Annotated in this window: 13 protein-coding genes; 8 read left to right on the top strand and 5 right to left on the bottom strand. The window is 66.7% G+C overall.

Annotation, left to right across the window (positions count from 1 at the left end):
• The first annotated feature begins 74 nt into the window (after positions 1-74).
• The 6 genes from msbA (at position 75) to GJV37_RS23310 (ending at position 8,628) form a co-directional block, all read left to right on the top strand.
• Positions 75-1,913: a lipid A export permease/ATP-binding protein MsbA gene (msbA, locus tag GJV37_RS23335; RefSeq protein ID WP_170858862.1), complete on the top strand. Its 1,839-nt coding sequence runs from the start codon at positions 75-77 to the stop codon at positions 1,911-1,913.
• 22 nt (positions 1,914-1,935) lie between these two features.
• Complete coding sequence (locus tag GJV37_RS23330; protein ID WP_193452976.1) at positions 1,936-2,832, top strand: GNAT family N-acetyltransferase; 897 nt, start codon at positions 1,936-1,938, stop codon at positions 2,830-2,832.
• Positions 2,833-2,929: 97 nt separating this feature from the next.
• Positions 2,930-4,342 (top strand): PIG-L deacetylase family protein, encoded by a 1,413-nt coding sequence (locus GJV37_RS23325; RefSeq protein ID WP_084358642.1) that lies wholly within the window; start codon positions 2,930-2,932, stop codon positions 4,340-4,342.
• A 64-nt stretch (positions 4,343-4,406) separates the two neighbouring features.
• A complete protein-coding gene (hldE, locus tag GJV37_RS23320; RefSeq protein WP_024764284.1) occupies positions 4,407-5,831 on the top strand; it encodes a bifunctional D-glycero-beta-D-manno-heptose-7-phosphate kinase/D-glycero-beta-D-manno-heptose 1-phosphate adenylyltransferase HldE in 1,425 nt (474 codons plus the stop codon).
• Positions 5,832-5,990: 159 nt separating this feature from the next.
• Entirely contained in the window at positions 5,991-7,274 is a 1,284-nt protein-coding gene (locus GJV37_RS23315) for an acyl-CoA dehydrogenase family protein (protein ID WP_193452975.1), read from the top strand.
• A 148-nt stretch (positions 7,275-7,422) separates the two neighbouring features.
• A complete protein-coding gene (locus tag GJV37_RS23310; protein ID WP_065085589.1) occupies positions 7,423-8,628 on the top strand; it encodes an acyl-CoA dehydrogenase family protein in 1,206 nt (401 codons plus the stop codon).
• A 128-nt stretch (positions 8,629-8,756) separates the two neighbouring features.
• On the opposite strand, the gene GJV37_RS23305 is transcribed toward GJV37_RS23310, so the two are convergent.
• The 4 genes from GJV37_RS23305 to GJV37_RS23290 form a co-directional block, all read right to left on the bottom strand.
• Positions 8,757-9,668 (bottom strand): NUDIX hydrolase, encoded by a 912-nt coding sequence (locus tag GJV37_RS23305; protein WP_024764287.1) that lies wholly within the window; start codon positions 9,666-9,668, stop codon positions 8,757-8,759.
• Positions 9,669-9,997: 329 nt separating this feature from the next.
• Complete coding sequence (locus GJV37_RS23300; RefSeq protein ID WP_170858864.1) at positions 9,998-10,801, bottom strand: aldo/keto reductase; 804 nt, start codon at positions 10,799-10,801, stop codon at positions 9,998-10,000.
• Entirely contained in the window at positions 10,798-11,973 is a 1,176-nt protein-coding gene (locus GJV37_RS23295) for an NAD(P)/FAD-dependent oxidoreductase (protein WP_170858865.1), read from the bottom strand. The genes GJV37_RS23300 and GJV37_RS23295 overlap by 4 nt, the downstream gene beginning before the upstream one ends.
• 78 nt (positions 11,974-12,051) lie before the next feature.
• The gene (locus tag GJV37_RS23290; protein WP_024764290.1) at positions 12,052-12,384 is read right to left on the bottom strand and encodes a DMT family transporter; all 333 of its coding nucleotides are present in this window, start codon (positions 12,382-12,384) and stop codon (positions 12,052-12,054) included.
• 142 nt (positions 12,385-12,526) lie between these two features.
• Between GJV37_RS23290 and GJV37_RS23285 the strand changes: the two genes are divergently transcribed.
• Both GJV37_RS23285 and waaA read left to right on the top strand, forming a co-directional pair.
• Positions 12,527-13,411, top strand: coding sequence for a LysR family transcriptional regulator (locus tag GJV37_RS23285; protein ID WP_193452974.1), 885 nt, complete (start codon positions 12,527-12,529; stop codon positions 13,409-13,411).
• Between the two features lie 77 nt (positions 13,412-13,488).
• Positions 13,489-14,769 (top strand): lipid IV(A) 3-deoxy-D-manno-octulosonic acid transferase, encoded by a 1,281-nt coding sequence (waaA, locus tag GJV37_RS23280; protein ID WP_170858971.1) that lies wholly within the window; start codon positions 13,489-13,491, stop codon positions 14,767-14,769.
• On the opposite strand, the gene GJV37_RS23275 is transcribed toward waaA, so the two are convergent.
• Complete coding sequence (locus tag GJV37_RS23275) at positions 14,750-15,343, bottom strand: helix-turn-helix domain-containing protein (protein WP_024764293.1); 594 nt, start codon at positions 15,341-15,343, stop codon at positions 14,750-14,752. The two genes, waaA and GJV37_RS23275, sit on opposite strands and share 20 nt — an antisense overlap.
• Positions 15,344-15,467: the final 124 nt, after the last annotated feature.

Here is a 15,467-nt window from a genome sequence, read left to right as displayed (position 1 = left end):
ACCTGGAGGCAACATGGAGTGGGACGGCGGTGGTATCATCCGCAGTCTTCTTACGACAAGGCAGCTTGCACTTCATGAGTGATTCTCCCCGGAGCGCCCAGCCGGTGTCCAGCGTCAAGATCTACTTCCGCCTGCTCTCCTATGTGCGCCCGTATGCGGGTCTGTTTGCACTGAGCATCGTCGGCTTCCTGATCTTCGCGGCCACCCAGCCGATGCTTGCCGGCATCCTCAAGTATTTCGTCGACGGCCTGACCAACCCGGACGCCGCGCTCTTCCCTGACGCCCCCTGGGCCTGGCTGCGCGACCTGGAGCTGCTCTACGCGGTGCCCCTGCTGGTGGTGCTGATCGCTGTCTGGCAGGGCGTCGGCTCCTTCCTGGGCAACTATTTCCTGGCCAAGGTTTCCCTGGGCCTGGTGCATGACCTGCGGGTCGAGCTGTTCAACAACCTGCTGACGCTGCCCAACCGCTATTTCGACCGGCACAACTCCGGACACCTGATCTCGCGCATCACCTTCAACGTGACCATGGTCACCGGTGCCGCCACCGACGCCATCAAGGTGGTGATCCGCGAGGGCATGACCGTGGTGTTTCTGTTCGCCTCGCTGCTGTACATGAACTGGAAGCTGACCCTGGTGATGCTGGCGATCCTGCCGATCATCGCCGTCATGGTAACCAGCGCCAGTCGCAAGTTCCGCAAGCAGAGCAAGAAGATCCAGGTGGCCATGGGCGACGTCACCCACGTCTCCTCGGAAACCATCCATGGCTACCGCGTGGTCCGCAGCTTCGGCGGCGAGCCCTATGAGAGCAAGCGCTTCCTCAAGGTGAGCAGCGAGAACACCAAGAAAAACCTGCGCATGAACAAGACCTCTGCGGTCTACACGCCCATGCTGCAGCTGGTGATCTACAGCGCCATGGCCGTGTTGCTCTACCTCGTGTTGCTGCTGCGCGGCGACGCCACCGCTGGTGAATTGGTCGCCTACATCTCCATGGCCGGCCTGTTGCCCAAGCCGATCCGCCAGCTGTCGGAAGTCAGCTCGACCATCCAGAAGGGCGTGGCCGGCGCGGAGAGCATCTTCGAGCAGCTCGACCAGCCGCAGGAAGTGGACAACGGTACCGTCGAGCGTGATCGCGTCAGTGGCCGCCTGGAAGTGAAGAACCTCAGCTTCACCTACCCCGGCACTGAGAAGCAGGTGCTCAACGATCTGAACTTCAGCGTCGAGCCGGGCCAGATGGTGGCGCTGGTGGGGCGCTCTGGCAGCGGAAAATCGACCCTGGCCAACCTGATCCCGCGCTTCTATACCCACAACGACGGGCAGATACTGCTCGATGGGTTGGACGTCGAGGACTACAAGCTGCGCAACCTGCGCAAGCACATCGCGTTGGTGACCCAGCAGGTCAACCTGTTCAACGACAGCGTGCTCAACAACATCGCCTACGGCGACCTGGCCGGCAAGCCGCGCGAAGCGGTGGAGAAGGCCGCCGAGGACGCCTTTGCCCGCGAGTTCATCGACCGCCTTCCCGAAGGCTTCGAGACCGAAGTCGGCGAGAACGGCGTGATGCTTTCCGGCGGTCAGCGCCAGCGCCTGGCAATTGCCCGCGCCTTGCTTAAGGATGCGCCGGTGCTGATCCTCGACGAGGCGACTTCGGCGCTGGACACCGAGTCCGAGCGACACATCCAGGCCGCCCTGGAGAAGGTCATGGAAGGTCGCACCACCCTGGTTATCGCCCACCGCCTGAGCACCATCGAGGCGGCGGACCTGATCCTGGTGATGGACCAGGGTCACATCGTCGAGCGCGGCAGCCACGACGAGCTGATCGCGCAGAACGGCTACTACGCCCGTCTGCACGCCCGTCAGTTCGCCGACGACCCGGTCGACGGGACCGAAGAAGCACCGGTCGAGCAACCGGTATGACGGCAGTGGGGAATCGCCGTCCATGCTGAACCGCCTGCGCGTCTTCCGCGAGCGCGGCTGGACCTCCCTCAGCGCCACCGATTACGCCGCCGCCTGGCAGCGCTTCGGCGGCAGCGTCGCGACCCATCCGGACGTGGTCGAACGTCTCGCCGCCCTGGCCGGTATCCCGGTGCGCTACCTCGGTTGGTTCGAAGGCGACGAACTACGCGCCGCCGTGCCCACGTGGGGGCGCAACCTGGCCTTGTCCAAGGACGTGCTCAAGCGCGAAGGCAAGAAGGCGCTGTTCGACCTGGGCAACGCCGAGATCATCCTGCCGATCGCCGAGGGCGCGCGCATCGAGTTGCGCCATCAGGTGCGCTATCTCTCGGAGCTGAACCGCGAGCAGGTCAGCGACGCCCGTGAGCAACCCGAGCAGCTGGCGATGAATCGCGCGCCAGCGGATTTCTCGAAGAAATTCCGCTACAACCAGCGCCGCGAACAGCGTTTGCTGGAAGAGGCGGGCGGCGTGCTGCAGCCGATGAGCGAGCTGAGCCCCGAGGAGCAGGCGAGCATCTATGCCGACCTGTTCCAGCGCCGCTGGGAGTTCGAGGTACCGGGCAAGGCACGGTTGGCCGAGGTATTCGGCCTGATGCGTGAGTTCATGCGTGGTTCGCTGGTGCGCCTGGACGGCGAGCCGGTGGCGATCCAGATTCTTTACAGGGTCGAGGCGCCGAAATGGATCAGCGTCGAATACATCAATGGCGGCGTGGCGCCGGAGAACCGCGAGTTCAGCCCCGGCAGCGTGCTCAGCTTCGTCAATACCCAGCAGGCCTGGGCCGAAGCCGAAGCGCTGGGCAAGCCGCTGCGCTACTCCTTCGGCCGCGCCGACCGCGAGTACAAGGACCGCTGGTGCCGCCGCGTGCCGGTGTTCCAGGTCTGAAGGCCCCTCGTCCTTCAGGGACAGGGGAGAACCCGAACCTCAAGCCTCACCGTTTGAGCGGACCTCGTCCACCATTTGCCTTGAGAGAGATCCCCGCGTGACCGCCCGCAAACAGCACCTGCTCAAACAGCACCGCCGCAAGAAGCGTGTGGTTCTGCTCGTCGCCCTGCTGGCGCTGATCCTGCTGGGTATCTTCGCGCCCTGGTGGAGTGTGCCGCTGGCCGTGTTGCTCGGCTGGGTCGCCCACGAGGCGTGGTTCGCCGATCACCTGTTCTACTCGCCGCGCGACGACTACCGCTACGACTTCCCCGAAGGCTCCGTCGCGCTGCCGGTCTCCCTGGGTCCGCACGGCTTGCACGTTGCCACCGGCGCGTTGCCGGAGCGGGAAGAGACCCTGGTGCTGGAGATCGAGGTGAAAGCCTCGCTGCTCGGCCGCTGGCTCGATCCGCAGGTGTTGATCGAGGGCGTCGAGAACGACCGCCAGGACTTCGAACGGGGTGTCAGCGGCAAGCGCTACATCAACCTCTCCGGCCAGGGCGCAGCATTGCGTGCCGGGCACCTGCGCATCCGCAGCCGCCATTGCCGGCTGGCGCAGCAGGGCGTGCTGCATGCCTTCGACAACCCCGATTACGCCCGGCAGCGCCTGCTGATCATCGCCCCTCACGCCGATGACGCCGAACTGGCTGCCTTCGGCCAGTACAGCCGTTGCCCGGAAGCCTGGATCGTCACCCTGACCCAGGGTGAGATCGAGGCCGAACACTACCAGCGTCTCGGGCTGGGCAAGGCCGAGGCTGCCAGACTCAAGGGCCGTCTGCGCACCTGGGACAGCATTGCTGCGCCGCTCTGGGGGGGCGTGCCGGCCGAGCGTTGCGTGCAACTGGGCTACTACTGCCTGCAACTGCCGGCCATGGCTGCCGAGCCGAGCCAGGCGTTCGGCTCGAAGGAGTCCGGCGAGACCGACATCCGTAGCGTACGCGGCTTCAATCCGTTCGCGCTGCCGGCCGACAGCGACGGTGCGCCGACGTGGCTCAACCTGGTGGCTGACCTCACCACACTGATCGAACACATCCGCCCTGAGGTGATCCTTACCGCTCACCCGGAGCTGGACCCCCACGCCGACCACGTGCACGCTACCCGCGCGACCCTGGAGGCCATCGAACGCAGCAGCTGGCAGCCGCAGACCCTGCTGCTTTACGCCAATCACCTGCACGATAACGATCGCTGGCCCATGGGGCCGGCCGATGGCGGTATCGCCCTGCCACCTTGTATCGAGGCATTGCCGGCCGACCCGCTGTGGAGCCCGGTGCTGGATGCCGCGACGCGCATCGACAAAGCCCAGGCCCTGGCCCTGCAGCACGATCTGCAGACCCCGCTGACCGGCAAGAAGCGCCTGCGCCGGCTGATCCAGCGTGTGTTCGCCGGGCGCCAGTGGCCGGTCACCGGTGACGACGAGTTCTTCCGCAAGGCGGTGCGTCGCCACGAGCTGTTCTGGGTCCGCAGACTGCCCTGACCGGCGCAAGTCGCACCGGGCGGCTATGGTATTATCCGCGGCGATTTCGACCTGCGGAGTTCCCATGAAATTGACCATGCCCCGATTCGATCAGGCCCCCGTTCTAGTAGTCGGCGACGTGATGCTCGACCGCTACTGGCACGGCGCGACCTCGCGCATCTCGCCCGAGGCGCCGGTGCCCGTGGTGCGGGTCGAGCAGCATGAGGACCGCCCCGGCGGCGCCGCCAACGTCGCGCTGAACCTTGCCGCCCTCGGCGCACCGGCCTTCCTGGTCGGCGTCACTGGTGTCGACGAGGCCGCCGACAGCCTGAGCGACAGCCTGCAGGCCGTGGGCGTGACCACCCGCTTCCAGCGCATCGCCGGCCAGCCGACCATCGTCAAGCTGCGGGTCATGAGCCGCCACCAGCAATTGCTGCGCGTGGACTTCGAGGAAGCCTTCCGCACCGACGCGGTGGCGCTGTCCGCCGATGTCGAAGCGCTGCTGGACCAGGTCCGTGTGCTGGTGCTCTCCGACTACGGCAAGGGCGCGCTGAAGAACCACCAGGCACTGATCCAGGCCGCGCGCAAACGCAATATCCCGGTGCTGGCCGATCCCAAGGGCAAGGACTTCGCCATCTACCGTGGCGCCAGCCTGATCACCCCGAACCTCTCCGAATTCGAAGCCATCGTCGGTCGCTGCACCGATGAAGCCGACCTGGTTGCCAAGGGCCAGCAACTGATGACCGAGCTGGAGCTCGGTGCGCTGCTGGTCACCCGTGGCGAACACGGCATGACCCTGCTGCGCCCCGGCCACAGCGCCCTGCACCTGCCGGCCCGCGCCCGCGAAGTGTTCGACGTCACCGGTGCTGGCGACACGGTGATTTCCACCCTGGCCGGCGCCATCGCTGCTGGCGAGGACCTGCCGCAGGCCGTGGCCCTGGCCAATCTCGCCGCCGGCATCGTCGTCGGCAAGCTCGGCACCGCCGCCATCAGCGCCCCGGAACTGCGTCGCGCCGTGCAGCGCGAGCAGGGCTCCGAGCGGGGCGTACTGAGCCTCGACCAACTGCTGCTGGCCATCGAGGACGCCCGCGCCCACGGCGAGAAGATCGTCTTCACCAACGGCTGCTTCGACATCCTCCACGCCGGCCACGTGACCTACCTGGAGCAGGCGCGCGCCCAGGGCGACCGCCTGATCGTCGGGGTCAACGACGACGGCTCGGTGACCCGCCTGAAAGGCCCTGGCCGCCCGATCAACAGCGTCGACCGCCGCATGGCCGTGCTCGCCGGCCTCGGCGCGGTGGACTGGGTCGTCAGCTTCGCCGAAGACACCCCCGAGCGCCTGCTCAGCGAAGTCCGCCCGGACGTGCTGGTGAAAGGCGGCGACTATGGCGTCGATCAGGTCGTGGGTGCCGACATCGTCAAGGCCTACGGCGGCGAAGTCCGCGTGCTGGGCCTGGTGGAAAACAGCTCCACCACCGCCATCGTCGAGAAGATTCGTCACCAGGGCTGATCCTCCCCTCCCCAGAAAGGGCGCTACCGGGTAGCGCCCTTTTTGTTTGTGCCCCATGCACTGACCGCTCTGCCAGCGACCAACGGCAAAGCGGTCATGGTCCCTGCGGCATTTTGCAGCGCATGATCGGGGCATCCACCCTCTGCGGAGCGAGATGCCATGACCACCGACGTGCAGGGCCGCGCCCTGGCCGTGCTGAACCGTGTCGCCCAGGCCGACTGGCCGGACCGACTGAAGCTGCGCAAGCCTTTCGAAAGACTGCTCTACAGCGGCAGCCGCACCGGTTTTCGGTTGGCCAGCGAGCGCGCCGCCAAGCAGCCCAAGACCCCACGCAAGGCCGATCCCGATGGGCTGTTCGACCTGTCCCTGTCCGACGAGCAGCAGATGTTGGTGGAGATGCTCGAAGGCTTCGCCGCCGAAGTGCTTCGCCCGGCCGCCCATGAGGCCGACGCCAGGGCCCATCTCAGTCTCGAACTGCTGGCCCAGGCGCAGGAGCTGGGGCTGACCCACTATGGCGTCAGCGAAGTGCATGGCGGCATGGCCGGCGAACGCACCGTGGTGACCAACGCGCTGATCGCCGAATCCCTCGCCCGCGGCGACCTGAGTCTGGCTGCCGCGCTGCTGGTACCCTTGTCGGCGGCCAACTGTATTCGCCGCTGGGCCTCGCCCGAACAGCAGGCGCGCTGGCTGCCGGCCTTTGTCGCTGAAGAGGCCGCGCCGCTGATCGCCATCGCGGTGAACGAGCCGCAGTTGCTGGCTGATCCACAGCGCCTGTCCACCAGGGCCCGCAAGCGCGGTTCGAGCTACACGCTATCCGGCGAGAAGTGCCTGGTGGTGCGCGGCGTGGATGCGCAGAAGCTGATCGTCGCCGCGGATGCCGGCGACGGCCCGGCGCTGTTCCTCGTCGATACCCGTGCCAAGGGCGTCGAAGTGCGTGCCGAGCCGGCGATGGGGCTGAAAGCCACCGGCACCGCGCGGGTTCGCTTCAAGGGGGTGAGAGTCCCGGCCGAACAGCGGTTGGCAGCCGAGCGCTTCGACTATCAATCCTTCCTCGATCACACCGCGCTGGCCTGGTGTGCGCTGGCCGTGGGTACCGCGCAGGCCGCGCTGGACTACGTGATCACCTACTGCAACGAGCGCGAAGCCTTCGGCGAGCCGATCAGCCACCGTCAGGGTGTGGCCTTCATGGTCGCGGATATTGCCGTCGAACTGGACGCCATGCGCCTGATGGTCTGGCGCGCGTGCGCGCTGGCCGAACGTGGCCAGGCGTTCCACCGAGAGGCCTATCTCGCGAAGCTGCTCTGCGCCGAGAAGGCGATGAAGATCGGCACCGACGCGGTGCAACTGCTCGGCGGCCACGGTTTCACCCAGGAACACCCGGCCGAGCGCTGGTACCGCGACCTGCGCGCCGTCAGTTTGATGGTCGGCGGCCTACACCTGTAACGCGGGCTCATCGCTGCTGTGCTCGCCCAGCCGGCGTTGGAAACGAACTCGGAATGCTCATTTACAACTGTAGACTCCGCTTCCTCGTCCGTTTCCGCCTTGGCTGCGCTTCGCTCGCAACGCGATGAGCTCCGCTTAGGAGCCTTGCATGTACCTCGAGACACCGAAGAAATTCCGCACCTTGCAGAACCAGGCCCGTCAGGTCGCCGAGAACTACCTGCGGCCGATTTCACGCAAGTACGACAAGGCCGAACACGCCTATCCCAAGGAACTGGACCTGCTGGCGGCGCTGCTGGACGGCATGAACGCCGGTTCGCCGGACGCCGTCGGCGCCACCTCGGCCAGCAAGCGCAAGGCCGGCGCGGAGGAGGGCGTGAAGAACGGCGGCAACCTCTCCGCCTGCCTGGGCGTGATGGAAATGTGCTGGGGCGATACCGGCCTGCTGCTGGCCATGCCGCGCCAGGGCCTGGGCAACGCCGCTATCGCCGCGGTGGCCAATGAGGAGCAGCTCAAGCGCTTCTCCGGTACCTGGGCGGCCATGGCGATCACCGAGCCGGGCTGCGGCTCGGACTCGGCAGCAATCCGCACGACCGCAACCCGCGATGGCGATCACTACCTGCTCAACGGCGAGAAGATCTTCGTCACCTCCGGCGCCCGCGCCGATGCGGTGGTGGTGTGGGCGACCCTGGACAAGAGCCTCGGCCGCGCGGCGATCAAGTCCTTTGTGGTGGAGAAGGGCACGCCGGGCATGACCGTCACCCGGCTGGAGAAGAAACTCGGGATCAAGGCGTCGGATACCGCCTCCATCAGCTTCACCGATTGCCGCGTGCCGGCGGCTAACCTGCTGGGCAATGCCGAGATCGATGTGCAGAAAGGCTTTGCCGGGGTAATGGAAACCTTCGACAACACCCGGCCATTGGTGGCCGCCATGGCCATCGGCGTGGCGAAGGCCTCGCTGGACCGTACTCGCGAGCTACTGAAGAAGGCGGGTTGTCGCTTCGACTTTCGCCAGCCGCTGCTGATCGCCAGCCATGCCGAAGCCACCCTCTATCGCCTGGAAGCTGAATGGGAAGCCGCGCGCCTGCTGACCCTGAAGGCGGCGTGGATGGCCGACAACCGCCTGCCCAATTCCAAGGAGGCTTCCATCGCCAAGGCCAAGGCCGGGCGGGTGGCCAACGAGGTGACGCTGAAATGCGTCGAACTGGCGGGGGCGTTGGGTTACGGGGAAGAGGAGCTGTTGGAGAAGTGGGCGCGGGATTCGAAGATCCTCGACATCTTCGAGGGCACCCAGCAGATCCAGTTGCTGATCGTGGCGCGGCGCTTGCTGGGCAAGAGTTCCAGTCAATTGAAGTGAAGCTGTTGTAGGAGCGAGCTTGCTCGCGAACTGCTCAACGCCGGCGTACCCGCCTGACATGGTTCGCGAGCAAGCTCGCTCCTACAGACGTCGCCCTACCGTCAGGCAGGGCGAATCAGGTTACGGCCTCAGGCCGTGCGTCGCCCGCTGCCGGCATTGCCGGCGGCGGGCGGCCACTGCTCCATCCATTCGCGGAAACGGATGCGCTCTTCGCGCACCAGCCAACCTTCCTGTTCGGCGAAGCTTTCCGATAGCCAGAGGCCGCGGGTACTCGCCTTGCACAGTTCGCCCTTGCTCAGGGTGAAGAGTTCGCCAGTGGGGCGGCCGTGTTCCAGCGGCAACAGGTAGAGGTCCGGACGACGGCGGTCCAGGCGGGCCACCAGCGGGCCGCTTTCGAGTTTTTCGTCGACATGGAACAGACTGACCTCGCGGGCGTCCTTGGGCAGCTCCATGCGCAAGTCGTAGACCAGCTGCAGGGAGGCCGTCGGCAGGTGCACGTAGGCTTGCGGGCGCTCCAGCAGGCGCAGCGCGCCGGCCTGTACCGGGCGCGAGGCGCCGGACAGCGGGGTGAGCGAGAAGTGGCTGGTTTCGCGGTAGCGCAGGATGCCCTCGTAGGGCGTTGGCAGCCAGGTGTCGCCGAAGCGCCCGCCGAGCCAGCCGTCTGCGGTTTCCACCAGGCATTCCTCGGCCACTTCCTGGATCGCGGTGAGCAGCGGCAGGTTCAGTTCGTGGGCCGGCACGTAGCCGGAAATCAGCTTGAGCACCGTGTCGCCGCGGTCGAGGCGGCGCTGGCGCACCAGGATCCAGTGATCGCGGCCCTGGTAGTTCAAGGTCAGTCGCACCGACACGCCGAGATTGGCCAGTTCGGTGGTAAAGCGTTCGGTTTCGGCAATCTCGATGGGGCGGCGTTTCTCCAGGACCTGGGCAAAGTTCAGGGGCTTGCCGAGGGTCTGGTAGGCGAGACCTTCCGGGCTGGCTTCCACCAGCAGCGGCAGGGTCTTGAAGGCGGTCGGGTCCTTGCGGGCGAGCGTACGGGGCATGTGGGGGTTCCTTCTCGTACAGGGCGCCGGGTTGCGCCGGGCGCGTCCTTTTCAAAGGCGACGCCGACGCCAACGCTGACCGTCTGCGGGAGACGGACCGGCCGATCATTCTTTACCGGGTCGCTACAAACTAGACAGCCTGACACCGATTCTGGCGTCATCGAAAATCAAAAAGATTTCCGGATTTTTCCCTGAAAGTCTTGATGATTCCGAGATTTTTGCAGGGGAATAGCTGGCTGGCGACAGTTTCTGTGCCCACGGTTTTCGCCGGGGGAGTTGGAGCATGGCACAGGAATACGCAATCCACATGACCGTACGGCGTCTGCCGATCAGTGGTCGAGCACCTCGGCGGCGATGCTGACGTTGTGCGCCAAGTGCAACGGATTGATGGTGCCGACAATGGCGCTGGCGACGCCCGGATGGCCCAGCACCAGCTCGAAGCTGGCGCGCACCGGATCGACACCCGGCGCCAGGGTGGCGTGGCCGCTGGCCAGGGCCTTCTTGATCAGGATGCCGCGACCCTGGGCCAGGGCATGGTCGATCACCAGCTTTTCCGCCTGTTCGTCGAGGTTGTAGGTGACCATGGCGCAGTCGCCGCGCTCCAGGGCCAAGAGGCCGCCGTCGGCGGTCTTGCCGGAGAAACCGAAGCCGCGGATCAGCCCTTCGTCCTTCAGCTGTTCCAAGGTTGCGTAGACCTCGGTGCCGCGCAGGATGTCCAGGTCGTTGCCGTCGGAGTGCACCAGCACCAGGTCGATGTAGTCGGTCTCCAGGCGCTGGAGGCTGCGCTCTACCGAGCGGCGCGTGTGGGCGGCGCTGAAGTCGAACTGCGACTGGCCGCTGACGAATTCCTCGCCGGTCTTGCTGACGATCACCCACTGATCGCGCTGGCCGCGCAGCAGCGGGCCGAGGCGTTCTTCGCTGCGGCCATAGGCCGGTGCGGTGTCGATCAGGTTGATGCCCAGATCGCGGGCCAGGGCGATCAGGTCGGCAGCCTCGCGGTCATCGGGGATGCGAAAGCCCGCGGGATATTTCACGCCCTGGTCGCGGCCGAGCTTAACGGTGCCCAGGCCCAGCGGCGAGACGTTCAGGCCGGTGCTGCCCAGCGGGCGGTGCAGGTGATGCAGGGTCTTCATCCGAACAGTTCCTCCCACACCGGGCTGGCCATGGCCGGGCGCGGCAGGTTGGGCAGGGCGGCGCTGGCTTGCGGGCGGACGCCGCTCTTCTCCAGGGACTCCACTACGCGATCGGCGAAGTTCGGCGCCAGGGCCAGCTTGGTCGGCCAGCCGACCAGCAATGCGCCGTCCTCCGCGAGGAAGGCGCTGTCCGGACGCAGCAGGTTGTTCTGCGAAGGCTCCGCGCGGTCCACCCGCAAGGTGGCCCAGCGCGCGGTGGAAAGGTCGATCCACGGGACCAGCTTGTGCAGCTCGCGCTGCGCCTCGGTGATCTGCTCGGCTTCGCTGCGCGCGACACCGCCGGCTTCGGCGATGTCGCCTCCCAGGTACCAGACCCAGTCGCCATTGCTCAGCGGGTGGGTGGTGACGGTGACTCGTGGCTTCGGCCCGCCGCCGAGGCAGTGGGCGTAGAGCGGTTTCAGGGTCGGTGCGGTGACCAGCACCATGTGCAGCGGGCGGCGCTGCATTTCCGGGCGCTCCAGGCCCAGCTCGCGCAGCAGCGCCTCGTTGCCGGCGCCGGCGCTGAGCACCACGCGCTGGGCGCGGATATCGCGGCCGTCCACGCGCAGGCCGGCCAGTTGGCCGCCTTCGCGCAGGGCTTCGATGTGTTCGCCGGCCAGCAGGCTGTCTCCGGCCAGTTCGGCGAGGCGGGCGATCAGGCTCGGCACGTCCAGCACCAGTTCGGTGAGACGGTAGGCCTTGCCCTTGAAGGCCTTGTCCTGCAGGGCGGGCGGCAGATCGCTGCCCTTCACCTGGGTGACGCGGCTGCGCACCGCCTTGCTGGCGAAGAAGCTGGTGAGATTACCGGCCAGGCCGCCCGGTGACCACAGGTAGTGGGCGTCGGACAGCACGCGTACGCCGCGCAGGTCCACTTCGCCGGTCCCGGCCAGGCAGTCGCGCCACAGCGCGGGCATGTCGGCGATGGCTTCCGAGGCGCCGGTCAGCGCGCCGTGCAGCGCGTACTTGGTGCCGCCATGGATGATCCCCTGCGAGCGCATGCTCTGCACGCCGCCCAGCGCGCTGTTCTCCACCAGCACGGTGGAAAAGCCGGCGCGACGCAGGCGAGCGTTGAGCCAGAGACCGGCGATGCCGCCGCCGACGATGAGGATGTCGGTGCTCAGGGATTCGGACATGAAAGCGCCTCGAAGGGAAAACAAGGCGCGCAGTATAACCCGATGGCGCGCGGCGGCAGGCCGCGCGCCGATGCCACGTCAGTGACCGGCGTTACCGGAAAACAGTTGGATCACCACCACCCCACTGACGATCAGGCCCATGCCGAGCAGCGCGGCGGTATCGAGCTTCTGTTGGTAGAGCACCAGGGCTGCAATGCTGACCAGCACGATGCCCAGCCCGGCCCAGATAGCGTAGGCGATGCCCACCGGGATGCTGCGGACCACCAGGGTGAGCATCCAGAAGGAAATGGCGTAGCCGACGATCACCAGTACCAGCGGCAGAGGCGTGGACAGGCCCTTCACCGATTTGAGTGAGGCGGTGGCGATGACTTCGGCGACGATGGCGATGGCGAGGTAGAGATAGCCGGGCATGGTGGGTGCTCCCCGGAACGACACGCCGCTCGTTGTGAGCGACACGCAGCTGACGTTCGATTCTGTCGGCCATTCTAGTCCCGTGGCTGATGGGATAAAGTCATTACCTATCTGAGTTGGAGATGGGTTCTGGAGATAGACCATGCAGTGGAACCTGGACCAGTTGCGCCTGTTCGTCAGCGTCGCCGATCAGTCGTCGTTTTCCGCTGCCGCGCGGCAGCTCAAGCGGGTGCAGTCTGCCGTGAGTTCTTCCATCGCGCTGCTGGAAAGCGACCTGGGTGTGACCCTGTTCGAGCGCAGCAGCGGCCGCCAGCCGGTGCTGACCGTCGAAGGGCGTGCGCTGCTGGACGAGGCGCGCGAAGTGCTGCGCCAGTGCGAGCGGCTGGAGAGCCGCGCGCTGTCGCTGGTGCGCGGCACCGAGCCCTTGTTGCGATTGGCGCAGGATGAAGCGATGCCTTATCAACCGGTGCTCTCCGGGCTGCAGGCGCTGGCGCAGGAGTTCCCCGCGGTGGAGGTGCAGCTTTCCAGCAGCGCCCAGGGCGACGTGGCGCGCAAGCTGCTGGAGCGCCGCGCGGACCTTGGTCTGCTGTTCCATCACGAGGGTATGCCGCAGGAACTCGAGCGGCAGCGCCTGGGCACCATCGAGATGGTCACCGTGTGTGGCGCCGGGCATGATCTGGCGAAGCTCGACTATGCTGACCGTCGCGAGCTGGCTCGGCATCGCCAGTTACTGATGGCCCCGCAGGACAGCCACTACCCCGGCGGCGAGCAGATCAGCCCGCTGGTGTGGCGCGCCGACAGCTTCTACGCCATGGCCGAACTGCTGATGCGCGACCTCGGCTGGGCCTGGCTGCCGACCCATGTGGCGCAGTACCCCGCCTACCAGCCGTTGCTGGTCGAGCTCGCCAGCGACTGGACGCCGCCGCCGCTGGTGGTGGAGTTGGTCTGGCGCCGCGACGAGCCGCTGGGGCCGGCGGCGAACTGGCTGGGCGAGTGCTTTGCGGAGCATCTCGCCGCGCCGGTGTGACCTGCTCTTCGTGGGAGCGATGCACCATGCAGGATTGTCCGGCCGCCAAGCCCGCTAATTTGCTACTCTCCGCCGCCATGAACCGGACCCTCTATACCCTGCTGTTCCACCTGGGCCTGCCGCTGGTTGCGCTGCGCCTGTTCCTGCGCTCGCGCAAGGCCCCGGCCTATGCCCAGCGCGTTGGCGAGCGCTTCGCCCTCGGACTGCCGGCGCTCAAGCCTGGCGGCATCTGGGTGCATGCGGTATCGGTGGGCGAGAGCATCGCCGCCGCGCCGATGATCCGAGCGCTGATGCAACGTCATCCCGGCCTGCCGATCACCGTCACCTGCATGACGCCCACCGGCTCCGAGCGCATCCGCGCGCTGTTCGGCGACCAGGTGCAGCACTGCTACCTGCCGTACGACCTGCCCTGGGCGGCGGCGCGCTTCCTCGACCGCGCACGGCCGGTGCTGGGCGTGATCATGGAGACCGAGCTGTGGCCCAACCATATCCACCAGTGTGCCAAGCGCGGTATTCCGGTGGCGCTGGCCAATGCGCGGCTGTCCGAGCGCTCGGCGCGTGGCTACGCGCGTTTCGCCGGGCTGACCCGGCCGATGCTCGAAGAGATGAGCTGGATCGCCGTGCAGACCGAGGCCGAAGCCGAGCGCTTCCGCCGGCTCGGCGCGCGCCCGGACTGCGTGAGCGTCACCGGCTCGATCAAGTTCGACCTGGCCATCGACCCTGAACTACTGGTCCGCGCCGGTGATCTGCGCGCCCAATGGCAAGCACAGCAGCGGCCGATCTGGATCGCTGCCAGCACCCATGTCGGCGAAGACGAAATCATCCTGGCGGCGCACCACCAACTGCTGGAAAAACATCCGGACGCCTTGCTGCTTCTGGTGCCGCGCCACCCGGAGCGCTTCGGCCCGATGTTCGAATTGTGCCAGCGTGAAGGCTTCCGTACCCAGCGTCGCTCCACCGGCGAGCTGGTCACGGCGGACACCCGGGTGCTGCTGGGCGATACCATGGGCGAACTGCTGTTCCTCTATGCGCTGGCCGACGTCGCCTTCGTCGGTGGCAGCCTGGTGCCCAATGGCGGGCACAACCTGCTGGAGCCGGCGGCGCTGGGCAAGCCGGTGTTGTCGGGCCCGCACCTGTTCAACTTCCTGGAAATCGCTGCGCAATTGCGCGAGGTTGGGGCGCTGCGCGAGGTGGCCGATGCACCTTCGCTGGCAGTGGCCGTGGCCGCTCTGTGGGACGAGCCGGCAAGCGCCGAGCGCATGGCCGAGGCCGGGCGTGGCGTGATGAAAGCCAACCAGGGCGCGCTCGGGCGGTTGCTGGATGGGCTGGGGCGACTGATCAGAACGTCGGCGGGGTAATCACCCACAGCACCACCGCGTCCACGTCACCCGGATTGCCATAGCGATGCGGCTCCTGGCTGGAGTAGCTGAAGCTGTCGCCCTCATTGAGCAGGAAATAGCGCTCGCCCACCCATAGCTCGAACGTGCCGCTGAGCAGGTAGCCGGCTTCTTCGCCTTCATGGCTGTAGCTCTGCTGGCTGTAGGTGCCGGGCGGGAACTTCGAGTGGAGGATCTCCAGCTGGCGGCTGGGTTGCGGGCTGAGCAGTTCGTCGACGATGCCATCCTCGTAATGCACGCTGGTACGGGCATTGCGCCGCACCACGTAGCCGGCGTCGGCCGGGTCGACCTGCACTTCGCTGGCGAAGAACCACTGGATGGTCACGCCCAGGCTGCGGGCGATATTGAACAGCGCCGGGATCGACGGATACGCCAGGTTGCGCTCCAGCTGGCTGATGTAGCCGGCGGTGAGCCCGCTCTGCTCGGCCAGCGCCGCCAGGGTCATGCCGCGCCGCTTGCGCAGGCCGCGGATGCGGGTGCCGAGGAACTGCGCTTCGGCGTTGGCGGGTGCTTCCTGCGGGGCTTTGCGGCTCATGCGGCGAGAGTCCTGGCGAATGTCGTCGTGGGGCATTCTAAACAATGCGCCGGGGCTGTGGACCGTTTGCTCTTCGTAGGAGCGAGGGGCACCCAGTTCTTGCTCGCGAACGAGGCTCCCGGCG

This window comes from Pseudomonas nitroreducens (assembly GCF_010994165.1).
GTDB classification, from domain to species: domain Bacteria; phylum Pseudomonadota; class Gammaproteobacteria; order Pseudomonadales; family Pseudomonadaceae; genus Pseudomonas; species Pseudomonas nitroreducens.
This window is presented reverse-complemented; position numbering and strand designations above follow the sequence as displayed.